This window comes from Pseudarthrobacter enclensis (genome assembly GCF_030811655.1).
In the GTDB taxonomy this organism is placed as follows: Bacteria; Actinomycetota; Actinomycetes; order Actinomycetales; family Micrococcaceae; genus Arthrobacter; species Arthrobacter enclensis_A.
Window position 1 is genome coordinate 60,973 of record NZ_JAUSRE010000015.1, and the last position, 25,248, is coordinate 86,220.

General features: G+C 67.4%; 22 protein-coding genes, 1 tRNA gene and 1 riboswitch. Of the genes, 13 read left to right on the forward strand and 10 right to left on the reverse strand.

Translation table 11 applies throughout. From position 1 onward, the window contains the following. Positions 1 to 29 precede the first annotated feature (29 nt). From J2X98_RS14555 to J2X98_RS14575, 5 genes are all read left to right on the forward strand, one after another. Positions 30 to 106 (forward strand) — tRNA-Arg (locus J2X98_RS14555). Between the two features lie 63 nt (positions 107 to 169). Further along, positions 170 to 1,624, forward strand: coding sequence for a dihydrolipoyl dehydrogenase family protein (locus J2X98_RS14560; RefSeq protein ID WP_307309434.1), 1,455 nt, complete (start codon positions 170 to 172; stop codon positions 1,622 to 1,624). Between the two features lie 67 nt (positions 1,625 to 1,691). Beyond that, the gene (locus J2X98_RS14565; RefSeq protein WP_141943738.1) at positions 1,692 to 2,411 is read left to right on the forward strand and encodes an ABC transporter ATP-binding protein; all 720 of its coding nucleotides are present in this window, start codon (positions 1,692 to 1,694) and stop codon (positions 2,409 to 2,411) included. Beyond that, positions 2,408 to 4,444, forward strand: a complete 2,037-nt coding sequence (locus tag J2X98_RS14570) for a YhgE/Pip domain-containing protein (RefSeq protein ID WP_307309438.1) — start codon at positions 2,408 to 2,410, stop codon at positions 4,442 to 4,444. Before J2X98_RS14565 ends, J2X98_RS14570 begins: the two co-directional genes overlap by 4 nt. Then, complete coding sequence (locus J2X98_RS14575) at positions 4,441 to 5,088, forward strand: TetR/AcrR family transcriptional regulator (protein WP_141943742.1); 648 nt, start codon at positions 4,441 to 4,443, stop codon at positions 5,086 to 5,088. The genes J2X98_RS14570 and J2X98_RS14575 overlap by 4 nt, the downstream gene beginning before the upstream one ends. 604 nt (positions 5,089 to 5,692) lie before the next feature. Here J2X98_RS14575 and J2X98_RS14580 read toward each other — a convergent pair. After that, positions 5,693 to 6,697, reverse strand: a complete 1,005-nt coding sequence (locus tag J2X98_RS14580; RefSeq protein ID WP_307309441.1) for an EamA family transporter — start codon at positions 6,695 to 6,697, stop codon at positions 5,693 to 5,695. A 73-nt stretch (positions 6,698 to 6,770) separates the two neighbouring features. Here J2X98_RS14580 and J2X98_RS14585 point away from each other — a divergent pair, with 73 nt between their 5' ends. Beyond that, entirely contained in the window at positions 6,771 to 7,688 is a 918-nt protein-coding gene (locus tag J2X98_RS14585) for a LysR family transcriptional regulator (protein WP_307309444.1), read from the forward strand. Here the strand turns inward: J2X98_RS14585 and J2X98_RS14590 are convergent. The 3 genes from J2X98_RS14590 to J2X98_RS14600 form a co-directional block, all read right to left on the reverse strand. Next, a complete protein-coding gene (locus tag J2X98_RS14590) occupies positions 7,657 to 8,184 on the reverse strand; it encodes a SixA phosphatase family protein (RefSeq protein ID WP_307309447.1) in 528 nt (175 codons plus the stop codon). The genes J2X98_RS14585 and J2X98_RS14590 overlap by 32 nt on opposite strands. A gap of 275 nt (positions 8,185 to 8,459) precedes the next feature. After that, positions 8,460 to 9,323, reverse strand: a complete 864-nt coding sequence (locus J2X98_RS14595; RefSeq protein ID WP_141943750.1) for a winged helix-turn-helix domain-containing protein — start codon at positions 9,321 to 9,323, stop codon at positions 8,460 to 8,462. Positions 9,324 to 9,886: 563 nt separating this feature from the next. Next, positions 9,887 to 10,849, reverse strand: coding sequence for a hypothetical protein (locus tag J2X98_RS14600; RefSeq protein ID WP_307309450.1), 963 nt, complete (start codon positions 10,847 to 10,849; stop codon positions 9,887 to 9,889). A 229-nt stretch (positions 10,850 to 11,078) separates the two neighbouring features. Between J2X98_RS14600 and J2X98_RS14605 the strand changes: the two genes are divergently transcribed. The 6 genes from J2X98_RS14605 to J2X98_RS14630 all read left to right on the forward strand — a co-directional run bounded on the left by J2X98_RS14605 (position 11,079) and on the right by J2X98_RS14630 (position 20,104). Beyond that, on the forward strand, positions 11,079 to 11,819 hold the full coding sequence (locus tag J2X98_RS14605; protein WP_141943754.1) for a response regulator transcription factor: 741 nt from the start codon (positions 11,079 to 11,081) through the stop codon (positions 11,817 to 11,819). 12 nt (positions 11,820 to 11,831) lie between these two features. Then, on the forward strand, positions 11,832 to 13,325 hold the full coding sequence (locus J2X98_RS14610) for a sensor histidine kinase (RefSeq protein WP_141943756.1): 1,494 nt from the start codon (positions 11,832 to 11,834) through the stop codon (positions 13,323 to 13,325). Positions 13,326 to 13,438: 113 nt separating this feature from the next. Next, positions 13,439 to 14,818 carry a bifunctional glycosyltransferase family 2/GtrA family protein gene (locus tag J2X98_RS14615; protein ID WP_307309453.1) on the forward strand — a complete coding sequence of 460 codons (1,380 nt, stop codon included), beginning with the start codon at positions 13,439 to 13,441 and terminating at the stop codon, positions 14,816 to 14,818. Beyond that, positions 14,815 to 16,977, forward strand: a complete 2,163-nt coding sequence (locus J2X98_RS14620) for an ArnT family glycosyltransferase (RefSeq protein ID WP_307309455.1) — start codon at positions 14,815 to 14,817, stop codon at positions 16,975 to 16,977. The genes J2X98_RS14615 and J2X98_RS14620 overlap by 4 nt, the downstream gene beginning before the upstream one ends. A 6-nt stretch (positions 16,978 to 16,983) precedes the next feature. Then, entirely contained in the window at positions 16,984 to 19,047 is a 2,064-nt protein-coding gene (locus J2X98_RS14625) for a glycosyltransferase family 39 protein (RefSeq protein WP_307309456.1), read from the forward strand. Positions 19,048 to 19,220: 173 nt separating this feature from the next. Then, positions 19,221 to 19,382: riboswitch (cyclic di-AMP (ydaO/yuaA leader) on the forward strand. 5 nt (positions 19,383 to 19,387) lie between these two features. Next, positions 19,388 to 20,104, forward strand: a complete 717-nt coding sequence (locus J2X98_RS14630) for a hypothetical protein (RefSeq protein ID WP_307309458.1) — start codon at positions 19,388 to 19,390, stop codon at positions 20,102 to 20,104. A 72-nt stretch (positions 20,105 to 20,176) separates the two neighbouring features. Here the strand turns inward: J2X98_RS14630 and J2X98_RS14635 are convergent, their stop codons facing one another. From J2X98_RS14635 to J2X98_RS14645, 3 genes are read right to left on the reverse strand one after another with little or no spacing between them, the layout of a single operon-like run. After that, positions 20,177 to 20,590 (reverse strand): glyoxalase superfamily protein, encoded by a 414-nt coding sequence (locus tag J2X98_RS14635; protein WP_307309460.1) that lies wholly within the window; start codon positions 20,588 to 20,590, stop codon positions 20,177 to 20,179. A 44-nt stretch (positions 20,591 to 20,634) separates the two neighbouring features. Next, complete coding sequence (gene upp / locus J2X98_RS14640) at positions 20,635 to 21,270, reverse strand: uracil phosphoribosyltransferase (RefSeq protein ID WP_141943767.1); 636 nt, start codon at positions 21,268 to 21,270, stop codon at positions 20,635 to 20,637. Between the two features lie 12 nt (positions 21,271 to 21,282). Continuing rightward, the gene (locus J2X98_RS14645) at positions 21,283 to 22,086 is read right to left on the reverse strand and encodes a phosphatase PAP2 family protein (protein WP_307309465.1); all 804 of its coding nucleotides are present in this window, start codon (positions 22,084 to 22,086) and stop codon (positions 21,283 to 21,285) included. 55 nt (positions 22,087 to 22,141) lie between these two features. Between J2X98_RS14645 and J2X98_RS14650 the strand changes: the two genes are divergently transcribed. Then, a complete protein-coding gene (locus J2X98_RS14650) occupies positions 22,142 to 22,648 on the forward strand; it encodes a nucleoside deaminase (RefSeq protein WP_141943771.1) in 507 nt (168 codons plus the stop codon). 68 nt (positions 22,649 to 22,716) lie between these two features. On the opposite strand, the gene J2X98_RS14655 is transcribed toward J2X98_RS14650, so the two are convergent. Genes J2X98_RS14655 through J2X98_RS14665 form a run of 3 tightly spaced genes read right to left on the reverse strand, consistent with a single transcriptional unit; the run spans position 22,717 to position 25,241 of the window. Further along, entirely contained in the window at positions 22,717 to 23,799 is a 1,083-nt protein-coding gene (locus tag J2X98_RS14655) for a glycosyltransferase family 4 protein (protein ID WP_307309469.1), read from the reverse strand. Positions 23,800 to 23,801: 2 nt separating this feature from the next. Next, positions 23,802 to 24,197 carry a 6-pyruvoyl trahydropterin synthase family protein gene (locus J2X98_RS14660; protein ID WP_307309472.1) on the reverse strand — a complete coding sequence of 132 codons (396 nt, stop codon included), beginning with the start codon at positions 24,195 to 24,197 and terminating at the stop codon, positions 23,802 to 23,804. A 3-nt stretch (positions 24,198 to 24,200) separates the two neighbouring features. Next, a complete protein-coding gene (locus J2X98_RS14665) occupies positions 24,201 to 25,241 on the reverse strand; it encodes a zinc-dependent alcohol dehydrogenase (RefSeq protein ID WP_307309474.1) in 1,041 nt (346 codons plus the stop codon). Positions 25,242 to 25,248: the final 7 nt, after the last annotated feature.

Consider the following 25,248-nt stretch of genomic DNA (forward strand, 5'->3'; position numbering starts at 1 on the left):
AGAGCGGTTCTTCTCCCGGGACACGAAATGCGCCCATAGCTCAGCTGGATAGAGCGTCTGTCTACGGAACAGAAGGTCAGGGGTTCGAATCCCTTTGGGCGCACCAGCAAGGTCCGCACCGGTTCGCCGGTGCGGACCTTTTTTGTGCCGTCGCGGTTAGGCTTTGCACATGATGCCAGAGGCCGCTGGGCGCGAGTTTGATGTTGTTGTAATCGGCGCGGGCGCCGTTGGGGAAAACGTGGCGGACCGCGTTGTCCAAGGTGGACTGACAGCCGTCCTTGTGGAAGCGGAACTGGTGGGCGGCGAATGCTCCTACTGGGCCTGCATGCCGTCAAAGGCACTCCTCCGCCCGGGCACCGCACTGCACGGGGCGCAGACCACGCCTGGCGCAAAGGAGGCCGTAACCCGCACCCTGGATGCAGCAGCTGTGCTGGAGCGGAGGAATTACTTCACCTCGAACTGGCAGGACGACAGCCAGGTCTCGTGGGTGGAGGACACCGGCATCGCACTGGTGCGCGGGCACGGCTGGCTGACCGGGCCCAAGACCGTGGAAGTGGCAGGCCTGGACGGAACGCAGCATCTACTGCGCGCCCGGCATGCCGTGGTGCTTGCCACCGGTTCGACCCCCACCACGCCGCCCATCGAGGGCCTGGAGGATGTGCAGGTCTGGGGAACGCGCGAGGCGACGTCGGCAAGCGAGGTCCCGGAGCGGCTGACCGTACTGGGCGGCGGCGTAGCCGGAGCCGAACTGGCCCAGGCCTTCGCGCGCCTGGGCTCCAGTGTCACGCTTGTAGCGCGCAGCGGATTGCTGGGCAACTTCCCTGAGGAAGCATCGGCCCTGGTGGCGGCAGGGCTGCGTGCAGATGGAGTGGAACTGCGGCTGCATACCGCTACGGAGCGGATCAGCCGGAACGACGACGGCACCCTCACCGTCAGCCTGGGCGGCGGGGCCACTGTCACCTCGGAGAACGTCCTGGTCTCCACCGGCAGGCATCCGGCGCTGGAAGGCCTGGGCTTGGAAAGCGTGGGCATTGAGCCCGGCGAATCCGGGCATCTGACCCTGTCAACGGATGCCTCCGGCCTTGTCAGGGAAACGCCCGGCGATGAACCCTGGCTCTACGCAGTAGGCGACGCCGCCGGGAAGAACCTTTTCACCCACCAGGGCAAGTACGAGGCCCGCGCCACCGGCGATGCCATCGCAGCCCGGGCGAAGGGTGACCTCAAGGGCTCCCCCAGCGACTGGTCGCGCTACGCCCAGACCGCCAACCAGCACGCCGTGCCAAGCGTCGTCTTCACCGACCCCGAGCTGGCCAGCGTGGGACGCACCCTCCAGGCCGCCCGGAAAGACGGGTACAACGCATCTTCAGTGGAACTGCCCATCCAGGTGGCCGGCTCCTCGCTGCACTCCGAGAACTACGAAGGGTGGGCGCAGCTGGTGGTCGACGAGGACCGGAAAGTGCTGCTGGGCGCGACATTTGCCGGGCCCGACGTGGCGGAACTGCTGCACGCAGCCACCATCGCCGTGGTGGGCGAGGTGCCGATGGAGCGCCTCTGGCATGCGGTCCCCTCCTACCCCACCATCAGCGAAGTGTGGCTCCGGCTCCTGGAAAAGTACGGACTCTGACCCTTATTTGAACTGACCGGTCAGTTTGGTTAGCCTTGATGCAGACCTCTTCTGCGAAAGGCAAGCTTTGCTCTCAGCACACCAGCTCCACGCCAAAGGACGCCGGGACCCGCTGCTTCCACCCACGTCACTGACGGCCGCCCGCGGCGGGCTGCTGCTCGTCACCGGCGACCGCCAGGACCAGCGGACGGCCCTGTCCCTCCTGCTCAGCGGGAGGATGAAGGCCACGGACGGCCAGCTGGGCTGGGACGGAAGCTCCCGGACCAAACAGCTCCGCCTCGCCGCAGCCCTGGTGGACTCCCCCGGCGTCAATGAACCCGAGGAACACCTCAGCGTCCGCGACCTGGTAACCGAGGACCTGGCCCTGATCCCGCGCCGGTACCGGGGGGCCCTGCTCAGCGGCCCATGGCTCAAAGTCAACCGCTTTGAGGACATCGCGGACCTTTGGACAGAGCAGCTGGACCCCCGGCGGCGGCTCGAGCTGCTGACGGCCCTTGCCCTGGCCAATCCGCGCACGGACCTGCTGGTGGTGGACTCCCCGGACCGCCACAGCGCGGATGAGGCCACCTGGCTGCCACGCCTCCAGGAGTTGGCGTACGACGCCGGACGGCCGCTCGCCGTCGTGGCGGCGGTCAGTGCCGTCCCCGCCTCGTGGGACGGACCGTCGGCCGCGATCGGCAATGCCCTCCCCGAACCTGCTACGGAGGCGTCCCCCGGCAAATACGCTGCAGGGGCCACGCCAGAACCGGAAAACGAAACCACACTCGAAACCGAGGTTGCCAAGTGACTGTCCTGCGGCTGGCCCGCTCCGAACTGAAGCGCATGACGGGTGGGCTGCTGCCCAAACTGACCATCCTGGCGCTGACCATGGTCCCGCTCCTCTACGGCGCGGTGTACCTCTACGCGAACTGGGATCCGTACGGACATCTCAACAACCTCGATGCCGCCCTGGTGGTGGAGGACTCCGGCGCAACCGCTGCGGACGGGACGAAGCTCGATGCCGGAGCAAAGGTGGCCGACAGCCTGGTGGAAGGGAACGTCTTCCACTGGATTCCCGTGGCCAGCTCCACTGAGGCGGATGCCGGTGTCAGCAGTGGCCAGTACGCATTTGCGCTGAAGATTCCGAAGGACTTTTCGGCCAACCTGGTGTCCCCCGGCAGCTTCGACTCCGCCAGCCAGGCGATGCTGAACGTCACCACGAACGATGCCAACAACTATCTCCTGAGCACCATCGTGGACAAGCTGACCACCGCCGTCCACTCCACTGTGGCCAAGGAGGTGGGTGAGGAGACGGCCAACCAGTTGCTTACGGGCTTCGGCACCATCCACTCCAAGATGATCCAGGCCGCAGACGGCGCCTCGCAGCTGGCCGACGGCGTGGCCACGCTCAGGGACGGAACAGTCACCCTTCATGAAGGGACCTCAGCCTTGAGCAGCGGGGCGGACCAGTTGTACGCGGGCCAGTTGAAGCTGCGGGACGGGGCCAACCAGCTGACCGACGGCGCAGGGCAGCTCAGCAAGGGATTGTCCACGCTGAAGGACAAGACCGCCACGCTGCCCTCCGATGCCCAGACGCTCGCCTCCGGCGCGGCCCAGGTGGCTGCCGGGAATGCCCAGCTGAACGCCAAGGTGCAGGACGTGGCCACCCAGCTCGCGGCCGCGGACCAGGGCCTCCGTTCACGGGTGGTTGAGTCGAACAGCAGGCTTGTCGCCTCAGGTGTCCTGACCCAGGATCAGGCAAACAAAGTCCTCGCAGACTTTGATTCCGCCGCAGCGTCCAGCCCCGTGGCAGCCGCCAAGACCAAAATCCAGACAGACGCCGAACAGGTCCAGCAGCTGGCCGACGGTTCCGAAGCGGTCAGTGTGGGCGCGGCCCAGCTGGCAGCCGGCATGCCGGCGCTGAAGGACGCCATCGCACAGGCCTCGGCAGGAGCAGACCAGCTCCACACGGGCGCCGCCGCGCTGGCGGCCGGTGAGCAATCCGCCGTCGACGGCTCCGCCGGCCTTGCGGACGGAGCCCGGAAGGTCGATGCCGGGGCCGCGCAGGTTGCCGACGGTGCCGGCCAGGCCGCCACAGGCTCCCGCACCCTGGCAGACGAGATCGGGAAGGGCGCCGGCCAGGTCCCCAACCCCGACGACGCTCAGAAGAGCAACCTGTCCCAGGTGATGGCCGATCCCGTGGCCGTCAGCAACGTGTCACAGGCCAAGGCCGGCTCCTACGGCGCAGGGCTCGCACCGTTCTTCCTCACCCTGGCCATGTGGATCGGCATCTTCATGCTGGTCCAGGCAATGCGTCCCATTACGCAGCGGGCGCTGGCCTCGAATGCACCGTCGTGGAAGGTCGCCCTTGGCGGCTGGCTGCCCTTCCTTCTGGTCTCGGTGGTGCAGGCATCCCTCCTGACAGTGGTGGTGGACGTGGCGCTGGGCCTCAACCCCGCCCACCCGGCCCTGATGTATCTGTTCATGCTGGCGGCGGCAATGGCGTTCAGTGCGCTCATCCAGGGCGTGGTGGCTCTGCTGGGCTCGCCGGGCAAGCTGGTGGTGCTGATCCTCCTGGTCCTGCAGCTGGTGTCATCCGGTGGCACCTTCCCGTGGCAGACCACGCCGCAGCCGCTCCACGTGGTCCACCAGGTGCTGCCCATGGGCTATGTTGTGACCGGCATGCGGCACCTCATTTATGGCGGGGACCTGTCCATGATTGTCCCCACCCTGGTGGGCCTGCTGGGCTACACCCTGCTGGGGGCTGCGATGTCCACGCTGGCCGTGCGCAAGAACAAGTACTGGACGCTCAAGACACTGAAACCGGAGATTGCAGTATGACCACCGAACCGGCGGCCGCGGGCAAAGGGCTCCGGCCCGCCCGGACCAACGCCACCCGCCAGAAACTCTTCGATGCCTCCATGGAGCTGATCGGCGAGCGCGGCGCCGCGGGCGTCACCGTGGATGAGATCGCGGCGGCCGCCGGGGTTTCCAAGGGCACGGTCTACTACAACTTCGGCAGCAAGTCGGAGCTGATAGCCCAGCTCCTGCGCCATGGCGTGGACATCCTCAAGGCCCGGCTGCTCGAAGCCGCCGACAGCGGTGGAACCGGCCGCGATCCACTGCTCGCCATGGAAGCGATGATCGGGCAGGCCATGGATTTCATGGCCGAGTACCCGTCATTTGCCCGTCTTTGGGTCAGCGAGAACTGGCGAATCCCGAGCGAGTGGCAGGGCACGTTCTCCGTCCTGCGGTCGGAGCTCCTGGAGGTGATCGGCCAGGCAGTGGAGAAGGTGGCCGCGGCCTACCCCGTAGATGATTCGGTGTCCCGGGGCAGCCTGGAAACGGCCATCTTCGGGGCCTGCTTCGTGGTGGGCCTGGACCGCCAGACGTACAACCCCGAGCGCACCCGTGACCAAAGTGTTGCAGCAATCATGGCCATCATGCGCGGCTACGTCCTCAGGGAGCCTGCTCCTCGGGGATGATGGAGCACATGCGGCATACGGGGAAGAGCGGTAAGTTCGCGGTCATCTGCGGTGTCGTGGCCGCAGTGTTGCTGGTGCTCACGGCGATGACCCTCGCCGAACCGGTGTTTCTCGCGTTCGTGGCTGTCCTGGCGCTGGCCTACCTTGCCGCGCTTGCGGAGGTCCTGGCCCGTCGGCGGCGCCTTGCCCTGCTGGCCACAGGGGCCGGGACCGCCCTGGCGCTGGGTTTCTCCCTGGCGTTCCTCAGCACGTGGGAGTTGGCGTTCGACGGGCAGTCCTCCTTCCTGGGGACCCCGCTGCCCACCCGCGACCCCGACAACTACTTCATCGGCGCTGCCGGCGCGCTGGTGGCCACGTTCGGAGTCCTCTTCCTGGGCGCGCTGTGGCCGGGCAGGAGGCGTCCAGCGCCAGCACCACGCCCCGCGGCACAGCGCGGCGCGGCACAGCGGGGCCCAGCACAGCGCCCGGCAACGCAGCGCCCCGCATCACAGCGGACCGGCACGACCGCACGCAGCCCCCGGGCCACTGCCGCCCAGACTGCCACGCCCCGGGCTGCCGCATCCCGAGCGGGCGGCCAGGCAGCCGGCACCCAGGGACCTGCCGTTCAGCGGGCGTCGGGCTCCCGCACCCCTGCCCGCGGGACGTCCTCCGCAGCCAAGCGCCCGGCGTCGTCCACGGTGCCGCCGGCCAAACCGGCACCCAGGTCCGGCAGCGGCTCCAACTCCCGCCGCTGACCGCGCCTGCCTGCCCGGCTGAGCACCGCCGTCGCCACCCCGCCCAGCAGGAGCACTCCGCCTGCCAGTTCCGTCGGCGACGGCACCTCGGCCAGAACCAGCCACGCGGCACTCATGCCCACCACGGGGACCAGAAGGGTAAACGGGACAACGGCCGACGACGGGTGGCCTGCAAGGAGCCGGTTCCAGATTCCGTAGCCCACCAGCGAGGCTAAGACGGCCGTGTAGAGTGCGCTGAGCAGGGTGGGCGCCTGAAGTGTTGACAGCGAATGCCAGACGGTGCCGGGACCGTCAACCAGCACGGACAGCGCCGCCAGCGGAAGTGGCACCACGGCGCCGGACCAGACCACCAGGCCCAGCCCTGAAGCGGCTTTGGCTTTCCGGGCAATGACGTTGCCGGCAGCCCAGGACAGCGCCGCGCCCAGGACAATGACCAGCGGCAGCAGCGGCGCCACTGCACTTCGTCCCACCGCCACGAGGCCGAGTCCGGCCACGCCCAGCCCAACGCCGGCCAGTTGCCGCCTGCTGGGCCGCTCACCCAGGAAACCAGCGGCCAGCAGGACGGTCAGCAGTACCTGCGCCTGCAGCACCAGCGAGGCAAGGCCCGCGGGCATGCCGAGCGCCATGGCCAGGTACAGAAAGCCGAACTGGCCGGCGCTCATGAAGAGTCCGACGCCGGCAATGGCCTTCCAACTGACGTTCGGCTTCCTGACGAAGAAGATCCAGGGAACAACCACCAGGACGAACCGCACGGCCACGAACAGGAGCGGGGGAAAGTCCTGCCCGCCGGCATGGAGGCCGATGTCGATGGCCACGAAGTTCAGGCCCCACAGCAGTGCGACGAGGATGGCAAGGAGGGAGTCGCGCAGGTTCACGGTTCCAACTTTGGCAGCGTCTGGCATGAAGCACCAGCGCACATTTCAATGCCAGAACATGTACGTTTGCTTCATGATCGACATCGGTTCGCTCCGGGCCCTGGCCGCCATCGAACAGTACGGCACCGTCATCGCAGCCGCGGACGCCATGGGGTACAGTCCTTCCGCCGTTTCGCAGCAGGTGAAGAGACTGGAGAAGGAAGCCGGCTTCGCAGTGCTGGAACGGCGGGGCCGCGGGGTCCTGCTCACCGAGCGCGGACTGGCCCTCGCAGCGTATGGCAGGCGGATACTTGCCGAACTGGAGGAGTTGGAGTCCACACTGCTGGTGGACCCGGCGAAACCCAGTGGCAGCCTCCGCCTGACATCATTCTCAACTGCCTGCCGAGGCCTGGTGGGTCCGCTGCTGGCGCGGCTTGGGCAGTCGGCGCTGGATATCTCGGTGCTGGCGGAGGACCCGCGTGAAGCCGTGGCCCGGGTAGCCAACGGGGACGCCGACCTGGGACTGGTCCATAACTGGAATTCCGTCCCATTGGTCATCCCGGAGCACCTCACCCTGGAATGGCTGTGCGAGGACGTGGCGGACCTCCTGGTGCACCGCAGCCACGCCCTGGCAGGCCGCCCTGACGTCGAACCCGCCGAGTTGGTCGATGAACGCTGGATCAGCACCCCTGCCGGAGCCATCTGCAACGAGGCCCTGCTGCGGATTTTCGCCGACCTGGGGCGGGTGCCTGACATCCGGGTCTACGATCCCGATTTCGCGACGCATATCGCTTTTGTGGAGCAGGGAGTGGCGGTTGCGCTCGTCCCCCGCCTGGGAAGGCCTGCACTACCGCCGGAGGTCGTCGCCATTCCGGTGGTCAATCCGGTGCAGGCGAGGCAGGTGGGGCTCGTCCACCGCAGGACCATGACGGCCAGTCCGGGCATCAGGCACGTGTCAGCCCTGCTGCGCAGCATCGCCGTCAGCGCGAACGGGGAACCGCAAACCGCGTAATCCGGGCGTCCTGCCCATCAAGTTCGGCCCAGGGCTTCTCCGTTTCCAGGACCGTCAGGGCGTTGGTGGGAAAGCGGGTGGCCGCGTCCATGTAGGCATCGTGGTCGGAGTCGCGGGAGGCGAGGTGCATGGCCAGGTCCTGCACGCCGGGGAGATGCGCGATCAGCATCAGCGTGGTCACCGTGTCCGGCACATGGTTCACCACGGTGAGCATCCGCAGGGCCGAGGCCGCATACAGGCCATCCTCGAGCTTGGGCGTGGGGGCCTTGTCGCCAAGCTCCGAGCACACCCAGGTGCAGGTCTGGCGGGTGCGCAGCGCGCTTGAGCACAGGATGAAGTCCGGGACGATATTGTGCTTGAGCAGCCAGCGGCCGGCCAGCGGCGCCTCCCGGTGCCCACGTTCCTCCAGCGGCCGCTCATGGTCGGCCACCCCGCCCGGCCAGTCAGCCTTCGCGTGGCGCATGATCACAAGGCGTCGAACATGGTGCGAACTCATGGCCCAAGCCTAGCCAATCCCCAGCCGCGGAGGCACAGTGCTTGGGAACCAGGCGGCGCAGCAGGTGATGCCTAAGTCATGCCGGTCGCCGTAGCCGCAGCGAGGCGTCCTGAAAGCGCCGTTGCTGCGTTGGGCCCACGCCGCCAGGGTCCCCTGGCCGAGCTTGCGAGGTGAGGGAGGCGGCGGGGAGGTACGAGCGCAGGCGCCGAAGGATGCCTCGCGAAAGCGGAGGGGACGAGCCCGACAGGAGCAGGTCGCCTTCGCGCGAAAGAGAGTTAGATCGAGTACTCCGGAGCGGCCCAGACAACAACTTCCGGGTGCTCGTAGAACCGGTAACCCTGGCCACGGACCGTGCGGACGGTGTTGGCGAGGCGGCCCAGTTTGGAGCGGAGGCGGCGGATGTGGACGTCGATGGTGCGTTCGTTGGGCACTTCTTCGGCATTGCGCCACAGCCCCTCGAGGAGTTCATCGCGGCCCACGGTGCGGGTGCCGTTTTCGACGAGGTAGTTAAGGAGCTCGAACTCCTTGAAGGTGAGGTTCAGGGATTCGCCGTCAAGGTGTACTTCGCGGCGGGCCAGGTCAATGAGAACGCCGGACGGGCGCGGCTCCTGCGACTGGGCAGGGCGGGGTGCTTCAGCGCGCTGGCGGTTGACGGTAGGGTCACCAAAGGTGGAACGGACGACGTCGAGCGCGGAACCCGGGGTGCCTGCAGGGGCTACGGCCACTGCTGCGTAGCTCTCGGCCCCGGAGACCAGCGATTGGGCGTAGGCCCGGATTTCCTGGGCGAGCTTTGCGATGGAGGTCCCGGCTGCTGCTGCCGTCTCTTCATCGATACCCATGTAGAGGACGAATCCACGGGCCACGTTGTCGTTCGCAACCGGGCGGACCGGGTTTGACCCGGCCACGACAGGAGTGGGTGCGGTGACGGGTGCGGACTCGGCAGGATGCACGGCGCGGAGTTGGCCGTAAGAGTTCGGGTTGTACCCCTGCGGGGCAAAACCCTGGGCAGGGAAGTTGCTTCCGGGGGTGGAGGGGGCGAGCGCCGGCCGGGGCCCGAAGCCGGGACGAAGGCCGGAGGACTGGCCTGCTTTGGCGGCGTTACGGACAGAGATGTGGACGTATCCGGATGCAACTGACATGGAATGCTTACCTCAATGTGAAATGGCCGTCTTCGCGGCTCGAATGCTGGCTTCCCCGTCAGGCGGACCGGGGAGGGGCGCCCGACGCTGGGCTGGGGGGCGAATGCCTAAGAACTTCAGGGGGTGGGAAGGTCAGGCGTGCATTCGACAACAGCGCATGTCGGCAGCAGCGGATGTGCTGGGCCAATATTCTGCGGCTGCAGGTGCTGTTGAGTTCTTGTTCACATTGGAAGTGTGCAGCGTAACAATGCCAACTTGCAAGTAACAATGGACCGAATCGTCCGCATCGTGAGACAAATCGGAGATTTGTGCTGCATGTCACTATTTCGGCGGCGGGAATTTTTTTGGGTCTCCATCCCGTCTGAGGCCTCATTCGGCAGTACTTTCAGAATAAAATTCGGGATGTCATCTTTTTTTCGAACGTACCCGAAATTCAACCGTTTGACGTGGAATCGTCCGAATGGAGAAGGGGCGTGTCCAGCCGGAGTCCTGCCTCCGGCTGATTTTTCGCATCAGGATTGTGCCGGAGGCAGGAGGTGCTGCCATCTCCCCGCCCGCAGGAGTCAGTTGCTGCTTGTCCCCGAACTGGGCGCGGGGCCCGTGGTGGACGTTGTGAGCTGAACGGTTTGGACTGTGTAGGTGTCCGCACTCTTGAGTGCCGTTATGCGGACCGTCGCCCCGGTGGTTACGTCGGACATGCTGAGTGTGCTGCCGGTGGAGCTTCCGCCACGCTGCCGCATCCCCTGGGTTACCTGCACGTCCGTGCCGACGGCATAGGTACGGGAAAAACCATCTTCGCTCTTGACGGTGATTGACGTGGCCGAGACCTCCGTGACCGTGCCCGTCTGACCCGCCATGGTCACGTAGTTGGAGCCCTGGAGGACCACGTATTCAGAATGCACAGCGGCGTTCAGGCCTGCGCCTCCCATGCCCAGCCCTCCCGGGCCGCCGTCCATGCCACCGTCACGGCCGGTCATTCCACCCCCGTCCACACCGGCCTGGCCGCCTTGCCCCATCATGCCGCCCTGGCCCGACGTACCATTCTGGCCTCCGCGGCCGAACTGGCCGCCGGCTCCCGTGCGCTGGCCATTCGCCGAAGCGCCCGCGGTACCGTTGCCTGCCGCATATGCGCCTGCGCCGGCGCCGGCAGCTGCGGCAACCACCACCGCCACACCGCCCACCAGCAGGCTTTTCCTGGCGGTCCAGTTGCCTTTCCCGGGCCGCCCCGAGGCTTTGGCTGCGTTCTGCTGTGGTACGCCCCATCCTGCGCCCGCACTGTGACCCTGGCCGTTTGGCGGCGTAGCACCCCAGCCTGCGGACTGGGAGGCTGGGGACGGCGTGCCTGCAGACGGTGTACCGCCCAAGGGGATGGTCCGCTCCTGGGCGGACTGGCCCTCGGGCCCCCCTTCGTTGGGTGTCCCGCCCCAGACCGCGGCGGGCGGTTGTTCCCGTCCTTCAGTGGCACGCTGCGGCTGTGCATTCTGCCCTGCTGCCCCGGGGACGGCGTTGTTGTCCTGCTGGTCCATGGCTTTCTCCAAGAAGTTGAAACTGCTGGTGGTGATGCTGTTGTCCCAACAGGCTCTGACGGTTTGCTGTGCAGGGGCTGTGCGGCAGACCTAGGCGGCCTGTGACCTTTAAGGGCACCACGGCCGTGAGGCAGCGCTTACCCGAACCACAGGTGGCTAGGCTGGAGCTCACAGCCTGAACACAGCAACGGCAAAGCATCGGCAAACCGACAGATCGGAGAGTTGTCCCATGGCATCCCCGCACCCCATGACCAACAACCTTCCCCAGCTCACCCACCCTGACGGTTCCCCCATCCGAGCCCTTGTGGTGGATGACGAGCCGAGCCTGTCGGAACTCATGAGCATGGGCCTGCGCATGGCCGGATGGTCTGTTGCCGTGGCCGCGGACGGCCCGGCTGCCGTGAAACTGGCCAAGGACTTCCACCCGGACGTGCTGGTGCTCGATGTCATGCTGCCAGGGTTCGACGGCGTGGAACTGCTGGGCAGGATCCGCGCCTTTGCGCCCGAGGTGCCTGCGCTCTTCCTGACCGCCAAGGACGACGTCCAGGACCGCATCGTCGGGCTGGCCGCCGGCGGGGATGACTACGTCACCAAGCCCTTCAGCATGGAGGAAGTCCTGCTGCGCCTGCACCGCCTGGTTCAGCGCTCCGGCGTTGCTGCCATGGATACCGCCGAGCTGGTAGTGGGCGACCTGGTGCTCAACGTGGACACACGCGAAGTGACCCGTGCCGGCGAGGAGATCCAGCTGACGGCCACGCAGTTCGAACTCCTGCGCTACCTGATGGAGAACCCTAAGCGCGTGGTGAGCAAGGCCCAGATCCTTGACCACGTATGGGATTACGACTTCGGCGGCCAGGCGAACATCGTGGAACTGTACATCTCGTACCTCCGCAAGAAGATCGAAGCCAACCACCCGCCGATGATCCACACAGTGCGCGGAGCGGGCTACGTCATCAAGCCCTCAGACTAGCCAAGGAACAGCATGTCCTCGCTCTCCGGTGTTCCCCGGCCCGCCGGCCGGTCCTGGTTCAACCCTTCCACCTGGCACCTCCGTACCCGGCTGATCCTGCTCTCCATGGCCCTCCTGGTGGCGATTTCCAGTGCGATCGGCGTGGTCAGCTATGCCTCCATGGATGTGGTCCTCACCAACCAGCTGGACGCGCAACTGAAGCTGGCATCCCGGGGCCGGCCGCCGGAAGGCAATCCCTCCGGCCGCCCCGATCCCCTGGACGCGCGCGGACAAAGCGTGGGGACGCTCAATGCAAGGGTGGTGGGCGGACAAGTCAGCCGGGAAGCCGGTTATCTTTCCTCTGACGCCACCCGCATAGCCCTGACAAACCGGGACGTTGCCACCTTGCAGGCACTCCCCCACGACGGCGTGCCCGTGGACCGCGAGCTGTCCAATGGCGATTACCGCCTGATGGCAACCGAGACCCCATACGGGGATGTGGTGATCACCGGCCTGCCGCTGGCAATGAAGCAGAGCACCGAGGCTTCACTTGTGCTCACGATGGTCCTGGTGTCGCTCGGCGGCCTTCTCCTGATAGGACTGGCCGGGACGGCCCTGATCCGCCGGACCATGCGGCCGCTGGAACAGCTCTCAGACGTGGCCACCAAAGTCTCCAAACTGCCCCTCGACGCCGGCGAGGTGGCCCTTGCCGTGCGTGTGCCGCCTTCCGCAGCGCATCCCACCACCGAAGTAGGCAGCGTGGGCCATGCCCTGAACCTCATGCTGGACAACGTCTCCAGCGCCCTTGAAGCCCGGCAGCGCAGCGAGATGAAGGTGCGCCAGTTCGTGGCCGATGCCTCGCACGAACTTCGAACACCACTGACGGCCATCCGCGGCTACACCGAGCTGATGCGCATGACCGAAACCCTGACGGACGACGGCCGGAAGTCGCTGGGCCGGGTGCAAAGCCAGTCCGAGCGGATGACCGCGCTGGTGGAGGACCTGCTGCTGCTGGCCCGGCTGGACGAGGGCAAGGACACCGAAACCGCAGACGTGGACCTGACCCAGCTCGTGGTCGAGACCATCAGCGATGAAAAAGTCATGGCGCCGGATCATACCTGGCAGCTGCAGTTGCCCGACGAACCCGTGGTGGTGCGCGGCGACACCACCCAGTTGCACCAGGTCCTGGCCAACCTGCTCTCCAACGCCCGGAAACACACCCCGGCCGGCACCAAGGTTACCGCGGGCGTAATGCGCTCCGCCGACGGGAGCGTGGTGGTGACGGTGACCGACGACGGCCCGGGCATCCCTGCGGAGTTCCAGGGCAGCATCTTCTCCCGCTTTACCCGCGCAGACGCCGCCCGTTCCGGCCAGGGAGGTTCCGGTTCGGAGGGTTCTTCGGGCCTGGGGCTGTCAATCGTGGAATCCATCGTGATGGCCCATGGCGGCACGGTGGAGCTGGTCTCCCGGCCGGGCAGGACCGAGTTCGCGGTGCGGCTTCCCGCGGGCGGCACCGCCCAGGCCTGAAGCGGCGCCACCCCCGGCACCTGTCCGGGTGGGGACAACCCTGGCCGCACTTACACAGGCGCAGCACAGGTTGCGCCTAAAGCCTTCAAATCCGGGAGCGCCACTCTTGATCCATGACGCTCACCGACTCCCCTTCAGGAACCCTGCAGGACGCCGCGGTGGCGCCGCCGGGCATTCCGTCCCGGGGGCGCGCCGTACGGCGCGCCCCCGTGGATACACGCACCACCGCACCGGTCCTCGACGTGACCATCCCGGTCTTCAACGAGGAACGCGACCTCGAGGAATGCCTTCGCCGGCTTCATGCACACCTGGTGGATTCCTTTCCGCACAGTTTCCGGATCACGGTGGCGGACAACGCCAGCACTGACGGCACGCTGAAGATCGCGGAGCGGCTGGCGCGGGAGTTCCCGGAACTGGCTGTGGTCCACCTCGACGAGAAGGGCCGCGGGAACGCGCTGCGGAAAGTGTGGCTTGCCTCCCCGTCCCCGGTGCTGGCCTACATGGATGTGGACCTTTCCACCGATCTCGCCGCGCTGGCACCGCTGCTGGCGCCGCTGATTTCGGGGCACTCGGACCTTGCCATCGGCACCCGGCTCACCCGCAACTCGAGGGTTGTCCGCGGCCCCAAGCGGGAGTTCATCTCACGCAGCTACAACTTGATGCTCCACTCCTTCATGGGTGCGCGGTTCAGTGACGCCCAGTGCGGCTTCAAGGCCATCCGCGCCGACGTCGCCCAGCAGATCCTCCCCTACACCGTGGACAACTCCTGGTTCTTTGATACAGAACTCCTGGTCCTGGCCGAGCGGTGCGGACTGCGCGTCCACGAGGTTCCGGTGGACTGGATCGACGACCCCGACTCCAGTGTGGACGTGGTCCGGACCGCAGTGGCCGACGTCCGCGGAATGGCCCGCCTCACCCGTGACCTGGTGTACGGCCGGATTCCAGTTCCGGAACTGCGCGCAGCGCTGGCGCGGGGCCCGCTCCCCGCATCCTCCCGGGCCGACGAGCAAACGCCCGGCAGCAGCCTGTTCGGCCAGCTGGTCCGGTTCGCCGTCATCGGCGCCGCCTCCACCCTGGCCTACCTGCTGATCTTCCTGTTCTGCCGCGGCTTCATGGACCCGCAACTGGCAAACTTCCTGGCGCTGCTGATCACCGCGGTGGCCAATACCGGCGCCAACCGGCGCTTCACGTTCGGCATCCAGGGCGGGAACCCGGTCCGGCACCACTTCGAGGGCCTGATAGTGTTCGGCATCGGCCTGCTGCTCACTTCCGGCGCGTTGGCCCTGGTGCACAGCACGACGACGCCGGACCGGTGGTTGGAAGTCGTCACCGTGGTGGCGGCGAACCTCGCAGCCACCGCGGCCCGGTTCCTGCTGTTCCGGCTATGGGTCTTCCGTGAACGCACACCCCGCGGGCAGTCGGCCGCCGCAGGCGGCCCCAGCCCCACCAACCCCAACACTTCAGCCACCTCCACAGAAACGGCAGCATCATGACCTCCACCATCGAAACGGCGGGTGGCGGTTCCACCGCTGTCCCCCAGCCCCCAGCGGGCGAACCGGCCGTGGCCCCTCAACCCGCGGCACAGCCCGCAGCGCCCCGGACCGAAGCGGCCCATCCTGACCGGCGCTGGACACGTTACGCCTTCGGCAGCCAGCCCCGCTGGGTCCGTCCTTCAGCAGCCGCCCTCCTGGTGGCCACCGGGATCCTCTACCTCTGGAACCTCGCGGCCACCGGTTTTGGGAACTCCTTCTACGCGGCAGCCATCCAGGCCGGCACCAAGGACTGGACAGCGTTCCTCTTCGGGTCACTGGACGCCGGCAACGCCATCACGGTCGACAAGCCGCCCGCGGCACTGTGGATTCCGGCCCTCGCAGGACGGATCTTCGGATTCTCGCCGCTCAGCATGCTGGTGCCGGAGGCACTCATGGGCGTGGCCGCCGTCGGCATCCTCTACCTGACCGTCAAGCGGGTCTCGGGACCGGCTGCCGGCCTGGTGGCCGGCGGCGCCCTGGCCCTGACGCCCGTTGCGGCGCTGATGTTCAAGTTCAACAACCCGGACGCCATGCTCACCCTGTGCCTGGTGCTGGGAGCGTACTTCACTACCCGGGCCATCGAACGTGCCGGCTGGAAGTGGCTTGTTGCAGCAGGAGCCGTGATCGGCCTGGCGTTCCTCGCCAAGATGCTGCAGGGCTTCCTGGTCGTTCCGGCGCTGGGGCTCGCCTACCTGTGGGCCGCGCCCACCACGCTGGGCAGGCGGGTGGCGCATCTGTTCGGCGCACTGGGCGGAATACTCGTTGTGGCCGGCAGCTACGTTGCCCTTTTCCAGCTGACCCCTGCCTCGGACCGTCCGTATATGGCCGGGTCCACCACCAACAGCTTCCTTGAACTGACTTTCGGCTACAACGGCCTGGCCCGGATCACCGGGTCCGGCGAAGGCATGCCCGGCGGTGGCGCCGGAGGTGCTGCCGGAGGGCCGGGGGGCAGCTTCGGCGGCAACGGCGGATTCGGCGGCGCGGCCGGCGTGCTGCGGATGTTCGGGACAAGCTTTGGCGGCGAGGTCTCCTGGCTTCTGCCCGCCGCCCTGATCCTGCTGGTGGCCGGGCTGTGGTTCACGCGCCGCGAGGCACGCACGTCACCGGGCCGGGGCGCGCTGGTCCTGTGGGGCGGCTGGTTCCTGGTCACCGCCGGAGTCTTGAGCTTCATGAGCGGAATAGTCCACCCCTACTACTCAGTGGCGCTCGCACCGGCGGTCGCGGCACTGGTAGGCATTGGCTCAGTGGAACTTTGGCGCGGCCGCCAATCCTGGGCTGCCCGGATCGTCCTGGCCGTGACCGTCCTCGGCACCTCGGTGTGGTCCGCAGTCCTGCTCGGCCGCGATGCAGCGTGGCTGCCTTGGCTCCGTGTGACCATCATCGTCCTCGGCGTCCTCGCCGCAGCGGCAATCCTGCTGCGCCTCGACGCAGTGCGCACCACCGGACGGTTCCGGCGCGCGGGTGCGGCCGCCGTCGTCGTCATATCGCTTCTTGCCGGGGGACTTGGGTCCGCCGCCTGGACCCTTGCCACTGCTGCGACCGCACATGCCGGTTCCATTCCGACGTCGGGGCCGGCGGGTTCGTCGGCGGGCGGCTTTGGAAACCGTGCCGCGGGCTTCCGCGGCGACCGCACCGACGGCAGGGACGCAGCTGCAGGCACTGACGGGGCAACCACCGGCACCGACGGGTTCGATCCCGCCAACGGATTTGGTGGTCCGGCCAACGGCGCCGACCCGGCTGCCGGTGGTCCGGGTGGCGCGGCGGGTGGACCCGGCGGTGAGGGACCCGCGGACGCCGCCGTGACCGCACTGCTCTCGTCCACCACCACCAAATGGTCCGCGATCGTCTCCGGCGCCAGCCAGGCGGCAAGCCTGGAACTTGCCACCAACACCAACGTCATTGCGCTGGGCGGCTGGAACGGCGGGGACCCCTACCCCACCCTCGCGCAGTTCCAGGACATGGTGGCCAAAGGCCAGATCGGCTACTTCATCCAGGGCGGCGGCATGGGCGGCCGCGGCATGGGTGGCCGGGGCGGCAACTCCGAGGTGGCCGCGTGGGTCCAGGCCAACTTCCAGGCCGAGACCGTCGGCAGCTCCACCGTGTACAAACTCACCAAGTAGGACGCGATGACCAGCCATTCGCCAACCCATGCAACTGCATTCCGAACCGCCCCCGGACACCGGGTTCCTGCACCACGTGCAGCCTCCGCCGGCGTCGTGCACGACCCCCAGGCACTCCGCCGGCGGCTTGAACTGGCGGCAGTACTGGCTGGCACCGCAGTGTTGTACCTATGGAACCTTGGGGCCTCAGGCTGGGCAAACGCGTTCTATTCAGCGGCAGCCCAGGCCGCATCACAGGACTGGGCTGCCTGGTTCTTCGGTTCCTCCGACGCCGCGAACTCCATCACGGTGGACAAGCCGCCGGCCTCCCTGTGGGTCATGGGGCTGTCGGTCCGGCTCTTCGGCCTGAGCTCCTGGAGCATCCTGGTTCCCCAGGCGCTCATGGGGGTGGGGACGGCATGGCTGCTCTATCTGGCTGTGCGCCGGGCGGCCGCGCCGGCAACCGGCAATGCCCGGCTGGCGCACCGGGCGGGCCTGCTGGCCGCGGCGGTCCTGGCCCTTACCCCGGTTGCCACGCTGATGTTCCGGTTCAACAACCCGGATGCGCTGCTGGTGCTGCTCATGACCGCTGCCGCCTACGCTGTCCTCCGCGCCGTGCAGGACGACAGGCTGCGCTGGCTTCTGCTGGCCGGCGTGTTCCTGGGCTTCGGATTCCTGGCCAAGCAGTTGCAGGTGCTGCTGGTGGTTCCCGGTTTCGCGCTGGCCTATGCAGTGGCGGGGCCGGGCAGGTTGCCCCGGCGGCTGCTCCGGCTGGGAGCTGCAGGGGCGGCCATGGTGGCCTCGGCCGGATGGTGGTTGCTGGCCGTTGAGCTGACGCCGGCCAGCATGCGGCCGTACATCGGCGGATCACAAAACAACTCCATCCTGGAACTTACCCTCGGCTACAACGGGCTGGGCCGGTTGACCGGCGAGGAGACGGGCAGCGTGGGCGGCGGCAACGGCTGGGGCATTCCCGGCCTGCTGCGGATGTTCGGCAGCGAGTTCGGTGGCCAGATCGCCTGGCTTCTGCCGTCAGGCCTGATCCTCGCGGGGGGCCTGTTGTGGGTGGGACGCCGCGCCCCCCGCACTGATGCCGTCCGTGCCGCTGTCATCATCTGGGGCTCATGGGTCCTGGTCACGGGGTTGGTGTTCAGCTTCATGGCGGGCATCATCCACCCCTACTACGCGGTGGCACTGGCACCGGGGATCGCCGGTCTGGCCGGCCTGGGCGCCGTCCTTCTGTGGCAGCACCGGCAGCAGGCCGTTGCAGCCTCCCTCCTCGCTGCAGCCGTAGCGGCAGCGGGCCTCATGGCCTTCTACCTTCTGGGTACCACGACCGCCTATGGCCCGTGGCTGCGCTGGGTGGTCCTGCTGGGAGGGCTGGCCGCCGCAGCAGGCGCAGGACTCACGAGCTTCCTGCGCCCGCGTTCCCTCCAACGGACGACGGCGGCGCTCGCCATCGCAGCGTCGCTCGCCGGACCGTTGGCCTACTCCATCACGACGGCGGCGACCGCCCATAGCGGAGCAATCGTCAGCGCGGGGCCTGTGCAGGGCTTCGGCCCCGGCGGTGCCGGCGCAGGCGGGCGCGGAGGAGCTCCTGGCGGAACCGGCGGAACCCGGCAGCCGGCCGCCCCTGGCGGCATCAGGCAACAGGGCACCTTCAGCGGCGCAGCACAGGGCGGAACCGGATTTGGCGGCGGAGCCGGCTTCGCCGGTGGCCGCGGCGGCGGCATGGGCGGGCTCCTGGGCGCGCCCACCCCGTCCGCCGACCTCGTGGCGGCGCTGAAGGACGGCGCGTCCAACTACACGTGGTCCGCAGCAGTGGTGGGTTCCAACAACGCGGCCGGTTACCAGCTGGCGACGGAACTGCCGGTGATGGCGGTCGGCGGCTTCAACGGCACCGATCCCTCGCCTACCCTGGCGGAATTCCAGGACCTGGTGGCGCAGGGGAAAATCCACTACTTCATCGCGGGTGGAACCATGCGCTCCAGCAGCGGATCCGATGCCGCTGCACAGATAGCGCAGTGGGTGGCGGACAACTTTGCGCCACAGAGCATCGGCGGCACCACGGTCTACCTGCTGGCGAGGTAACGGGCAGGTCTCCTCGCCGCATTGCGCCTGCCCCGCGAAGACGGTGCAGGCGCAATGCGGCGCGCCCGAGCGCGTGACTTCCGTTACCTAAATGTGACTTTCGCGTGATCTTCCTGTACCGTCGATTGGGTGCGGTCCGCGTTCGGGCCGCATATCCCGGGTTGACGCCAAGCTCTGCCGCTTCCCCGGATTCCCGATTGAGCAACGGCAGAGGCGGGGGACCCACCGTCCCGGGCAATGAATGCCCTTGGGGTTAAGCCAGTACGTGATCTTTCCGTACAGCCGGATGCCCTCATCCGAACCCGACAGCTAACTCCGCAGGTGTGAGAGGCGATCAATCATGTCCAAGAACAAGGCAGAAGCACGCCTGCATGCCAAGGCTAAACACCGGGCCGCGCAGCGGGCAAAGAAGACAACCCTCGGCCAGCGCGCCGGGATCCTCGCAGCATCCTGTGCGGTGCTGGTGGGGGTAGGCGCAGCAGGTCAGGCAACCAGCAGCATGACCCCGGTGTCATCCACCGGGTCCAACTCTTCCACCGCTGCGTCCGATGCCCAAATGAGTATCGAGAAAAGCGAAATCCGTTCCAACCCGGCAACGAACCCGGCTCCGGCCGCCATCAGCGTGGCACCGCAGGCGGCCGAACCAGCTCCCGCGGCCGCCCCTGCGGCACCTGCTCCCGCCCCTGCCCCACCGGCGCCGGCGCCGGCGCCCGCTCCCGCACCCGAGCCGGCACCCGCCGTCGCGATTAACGATCCTGCCGGTGCCCAGGCCTACGCTGCCGGCCAACTGTCCTCCTTTGGCTGGGGCCCGGACCAGATGCAGTGCCTGCAGACGCTGTGGACCAAGGAATCCGATTGGACCACCACGGCCACCAATGCCAGCAGCGGCGCATACGGCATCGTCCAGTCCCTGCCTGCCGAAAAGATGGCAACGTTCGGCGCGGACTACCTCACCAACTACCGCACCCAGATCAACTGGGGACTGGACTACATCAAGAAGAGCTACCAGTCGCCTTGCGGAGCCCTGACCTTCCACCTGGCACACAACTGGTACTAGGCACTCCCGGACCGGGGACATCCCGGCAGCAAACGGCGGGCCGCATCACCACGATGCGGGCCGCCGTTTGCCTTAAGGCGCGGCCCCCGCCCCGCCCTGCCCCGCGTCCTGGCCCGCATTCCGCCACGGGATGTACTGGACCGACCACTTATTCCCGTCCGGATCGGCGAAATACACGAAATGGCCCCAGGGAAGCACCTCGATATCACTGACGTCCACACCATTGCTCTTCAGTTGGTCGTGCGCCGCGTGGATGTCGTCGACCACCAGCTGGAGGTTGGTTCCCGTGCCGGCAGGGGCGTCAAGGAGCCCTTCGCCCATGCTGATGGAGCAGGCCGAGCCGGGCGGCGTCAGCTGCACAAAGCGGATGTTGTCGGATGGCCGCTCGTCGTAGTCCGCGTTGAAGCCCACCTTGTTGACGTAGAAGTCCTTGGCGCGGTCAACGTCCGTGACGGGAACGTACACAAGTTCGAGTTTCCAGTCCATGCGCACAGGCTAGCGGCAGGGACAGCTTCCAGAAAGGGTGAAAACTACCCTGCGATGCCGTAGAGGCGGTCACCGGCGTCACCGAGGCCCGGAACGATGTAGGACTTCTCGTTGAGCTTCTCGTCGATCGAAGCCAGAACGACGTGAACGTTGGCACCGGACAGCTCCTCCTCCAGGCGGGCCAGTCCTTCCGGGGCCGCCAGCAGGCAAATGCACGTGACGTCGGACGCCCCGCGCTTGAACAGGAACTTGATGGCTTCCCGCAGGGTGCCGCCGGTGGCGAGCATGGGATCCAGGACGAAGACCTGGCGCCCGGTCAGGTCTTCCGGAAGACGCTCCGCATAGGTGATGATGTCCAGCGTCTCCTCGTCCCGGGCCATGCCCAGGAAGCCCACCTCAGCGGTGGGGACCAGCTTGGTCATGCCCTCCAGCATTCCAAGGCCGGCGCGCAGGATGGGGACCACCAGCGGGGTGGGCTTGGTGAAGGCCGTGCCAATGGTGGTGCTGACCGGCGTCTCGATGGTCACGGGCTCCGTGCGGACCTCCCGCGTGGCCTCGTACGCCAGCAGGGTCACCAGCTCTTCCGTCAGCTGCCGGAAAACCGGCGACGGGGTGTTCTTGTCCCGCAGGACGGTGAGCTTGTGGGCGACCAGGGGGTGGTCAACAACGAGAGTGCGCATCCCCCAAAACTATCATCCGGCGCTGCCCTTCCCGGGCCCGGAGCCTCCACCCTCGTGCACTTCCTGGGCCACGACGTCCCGGACAATGGGACGGTCGAACGACGGCGCAGCGCCGGCATGCTCCCGCCTGCGGATGAGATGGAACAGCCGGTGGGCCATAATCACCACGCCCACCCAGGCAAAACCCAGCAGCCAGCCCGCCATGACGTCCGTCAGCCAGTGGTGGCCAAGGAAAACCCGGCTCAGGCCCATCGCAATGATGAAGATGGTGCCAGCCGTGATGGCGCTGACACGGACCCACATCAACTGGAACTGCAGGCAAATGAGGTACACGATCAGGCTGATCACCACTGTGGTGTTCAGCGTGTGCCCGCTGGGGAAAGAGGGCGAGTCCTCGTAAGGGGGAACGGCGTCAGCGTGGTCCGGGCGGGTACGTCCCACGAGTTTCTTGCCCAAAGTGGTGGCCGTGATGGAGGCCGCGGCAGCACCGCCCACCAGGATCAGTGGACGCCAGTTCCGGCCGAGGAAGGTCAGCCATGCAGTGAGGATGCTGGCCAGGATGGGCATGCCCACGCCGCCGCCGATGTTCGTGAAGCCGGTGACGAATGCATCCAGCCCGGGGCTGCGCAGGCTTTCGGCAAAGGCCAAAGCCGGTTTGTCCAGGTTGGCAAGCCCGGCCGAGTCCACCACGTTGTCGTAGACCTCAGCTCCGAGCAGCGCCAGGGACACGATGATCACGCCGCCCACCAGGATGGTCAGCACCAGCGCCGCATAGGGTTTGAACCAAATACTTATGCGGTCCCGAAGAGTGTCCATGCTGCCTCCCGGCATCGGTAAGTAACCTGAGTATCCCCGAAACTATCATTGAGCCATGCCTTTGCCCGAAAAGAAACACGACGCCTGGATGGGCCTTGCCCTGATCGAGGCCCGCCGTGCCCTTGCCACCGAGGACGTGCCCATCGGCGCCGTGGTGATTGGGCCCGACGGCGGCGTGCTGGGTTCCGGACGCAACCAACGGGAGGAACTGGGCGACCCCACCGCCCACGCCGAGGTGGTGGCCATCAGGGAAGCAGCGGCGCGGTTACAGGAGCTCGCCAGGAGCGCCGGCGGTGCGGGTGACGGTTGGCGGTTGTCCGACTGCACCTTGGTGGTCACCCTGGAACCCTGTGCCATGTGCGCCGGCGCCATCGTCCTGGCCAGGATTCCCAGGGTGGTTTTTGGCGCCTGGGACGAAAAGGCAGGCGCTGCCGGATCGGTGTTCGACATCCTCCGCGAACGGCGGCTCAACCACTGGGTTGAGGTGTATCCAGGGGTCCGCGAGGAAGAGTGCGCCCTGCTGCTGCGCGAGTTCTTTGCCGGCCACCGCAGCAGCCTCTGAAGCGGCTGCCGGCCCGGTCGTTGCGGGCCCAGCGGCGGCCGGCCCGCTGTTGCGCCCGGGCCGTGCGGTCAGCCCTTCGGAGCCAGTAAGGCCAGAACCTCCTCCGCTGTCCTGCTCCAGTCAGGGAGGCGCGTCCGCGCGTCCCTGACCGCGGCCCGCCAGTTCTCCCTGGTCTCCGGATCCTCAAGCCACTGGCGCAGGACCCGGCCCAGCCGCCCGGGACTCTCCTGTCCCCCTTCAGGAAGTGGCAGGGCCGCGCCGGGAAGCCGGGGGTCACCGTCGTCCGTTGCCAGTGTCCCGAGGCCAAGCGCTTCAACCGCTCCTGTCCCGCCCCTGACCAGCACCGGGATTCCGTGGGCCACCGACTCCGTGACCGCCATGCCGAATGCTTCATGCCGGGACACTAAAAGGCTGAGGTCCGTACGTGCCCATTCGGCTTCCAGCGCGGCGCCTGCCAGTTCACCGGTGAGCAGCACCCGCTCCCCCAGCCCGCTTGCTGTGATGGCTCCCCGCACCTCCCGCGCATAGTCGGGGTCCGCCTGGTCCGAGCCCACGAATGACGCAGTCCAAGGGAGGTCCCGCACGTGGGCCAGCCCCTCCACGGCGAGCAGTTGGTCCTTGTTGGGCAGCAGCGCTGCGACCACCAGCAGGTGTGGAGGTTTGGAGCCGGTGGCCTGAGGGGCTGGGTCGACTCCCGGGAGGGTAACGGCGGGCTGCGGAAGCCCGCGTTCCGCGAGCCGGGTTGCGGCCCACGTACTGGTGCAGATCACCCCGGCTGCCGCGCGGAGGGCACGGGCTTCGCTTTCAAGGGCCGCTCGCCCGGCACTTTCCGGAACAGGCATATGTATCAGGACCCATGCTTGCCGCCCTGCGGTGGCCGCCAGTTCCAGCTCGTCCGGGGCACCAACGGCCACCAGCCCGTCCACCAGGACCACTGCCTGCCCGGGCCCTGCCGCAGGTTCCCCTGTTCCGAGGAGGGCACCAAACCGCCGTCGTTCCCCTGCGCCGGCGTCCGGCCAGCTGCCCTCGACGGCGACGACGTCCACGTCAGCGCCGAGGGCCTGCAGGCCGGCAACCAGGCGCGCGTTGTAGACGTTGCCGCCTGAACTGTGGCGGATGTTGCCCGGAACCAGCAGGCGGATGGGGCCCATGCTCAGGTGGTGAGGTCCAGCGAATAGGTGGCCCACGCATCCGGATTCTCGCGGAGGGTGACGTCGAGTCCAGCGAGTTCAGGGCCGTCCGCGGTGTCCTTGATCCTGGCGGCTACCTTCTGCGCGATGTATTCGGCGAGGGCCTCGGTGGTGGTGAGCTTGCCGTCGAAATCCGGGTGCTCGTCCAGGTTCCGGTAGTTCAGGGCGCCCAGTACGTCCTCGATGATGGTCCCGGCGGCGCCGATGTCCAGGACGATCGCGTCTTCGTTGAGGGCACGACGGCGGAACGCCACCTCGGCGACAAAGGTTGCCCCGTGCAGGCCCTGGGCAGGACCGAACGCTTCACGGGGCAGGCTGTGGGCGATCATGAAGTGGCGGCGGACGGTCAGGCTGAACATGGTTTACCTCGGGTTTCCGGAGTTGTCGGCGGCCGGGTTGGACGCAGGGTTGCTGGCGGGGTACTCAACGACGTGGCAGAGGGCTTCCAGGGTGCCGTCTGCCAGGCTTTGGACGACTTCCGGCAGGTCCTCGAAGCGGGAGGAACCGGTCAGGAAGACATCGAAAACGGGATCTTTGAGCAGCGATACGGCGAGGTCCAGGCGGTCCGCGTTGGTCCGGCGGTGGCGCCGGGCGCGGGCCACCGCGCCCACCTGGCTGGCCCTGATGGACAGCCGCCGGGCGTGGAAGTCCTCGCCGAGCGGCACTGTTACCTCACGGTTCGCGTACCAGGACATTTCGATGACGTCGCCCTCATCCCCCACCAGCTGCAGGCTGCGCTCCAGCCCTCCCTGGGATGCCGAGCAATGGAAAACGATGTCGCAATCGGCCAAGGCTTCGTCAGGGTGTGCGAAGTCCACGCCCAGGCTGTCCGCGAGCTGCTTCCTGCCGGGATCAAGGTCCACCAACTGCAGCCGCTGCAGCGGGAACGTGCGCAGCAGGGTTGCCACCATGCCGCCCACCAGGCCGGCTCCGACAACGGCAATCCGGTCCCCGAGGCGCGGCCCGGCCTCCCACAGCGCGTTGACGGCCGTTTCCACCGTGCCCGTGAGGACCGCGCGCCGGGACGGAACGCCATCCGGAATCCTGGTCAGCGACTCCACCGGAACCACGTACAGGTCCTGGTGGGGGTTGAGGCAAAAGACCCGCTGCCCCTTCCACTCGTCGGGCCCCTCCTCCACGACGCCCACCGAGAGGTAGCCAAACTTCACGGGACCGGGAAACTGCCCCTGCTGGTGCGGGGCCCGCATCCGTTCCGCCACGCGTGCCGGCACCGCGCCAGCATGGACCACCATTTCGGTGCCCTTGCTGATCCCGGAGTACAGGGCACGCACCAGCGCCTCACCCGGGCCGGGGGCGGGTACCTCTTCACCTCTGAGCTCGCCGTGCTCCTTGGCGGTGGTCCAGTATGCGGTTGCGTGGATCGGTGTCTGTGAATTTGTCATCTTGCTG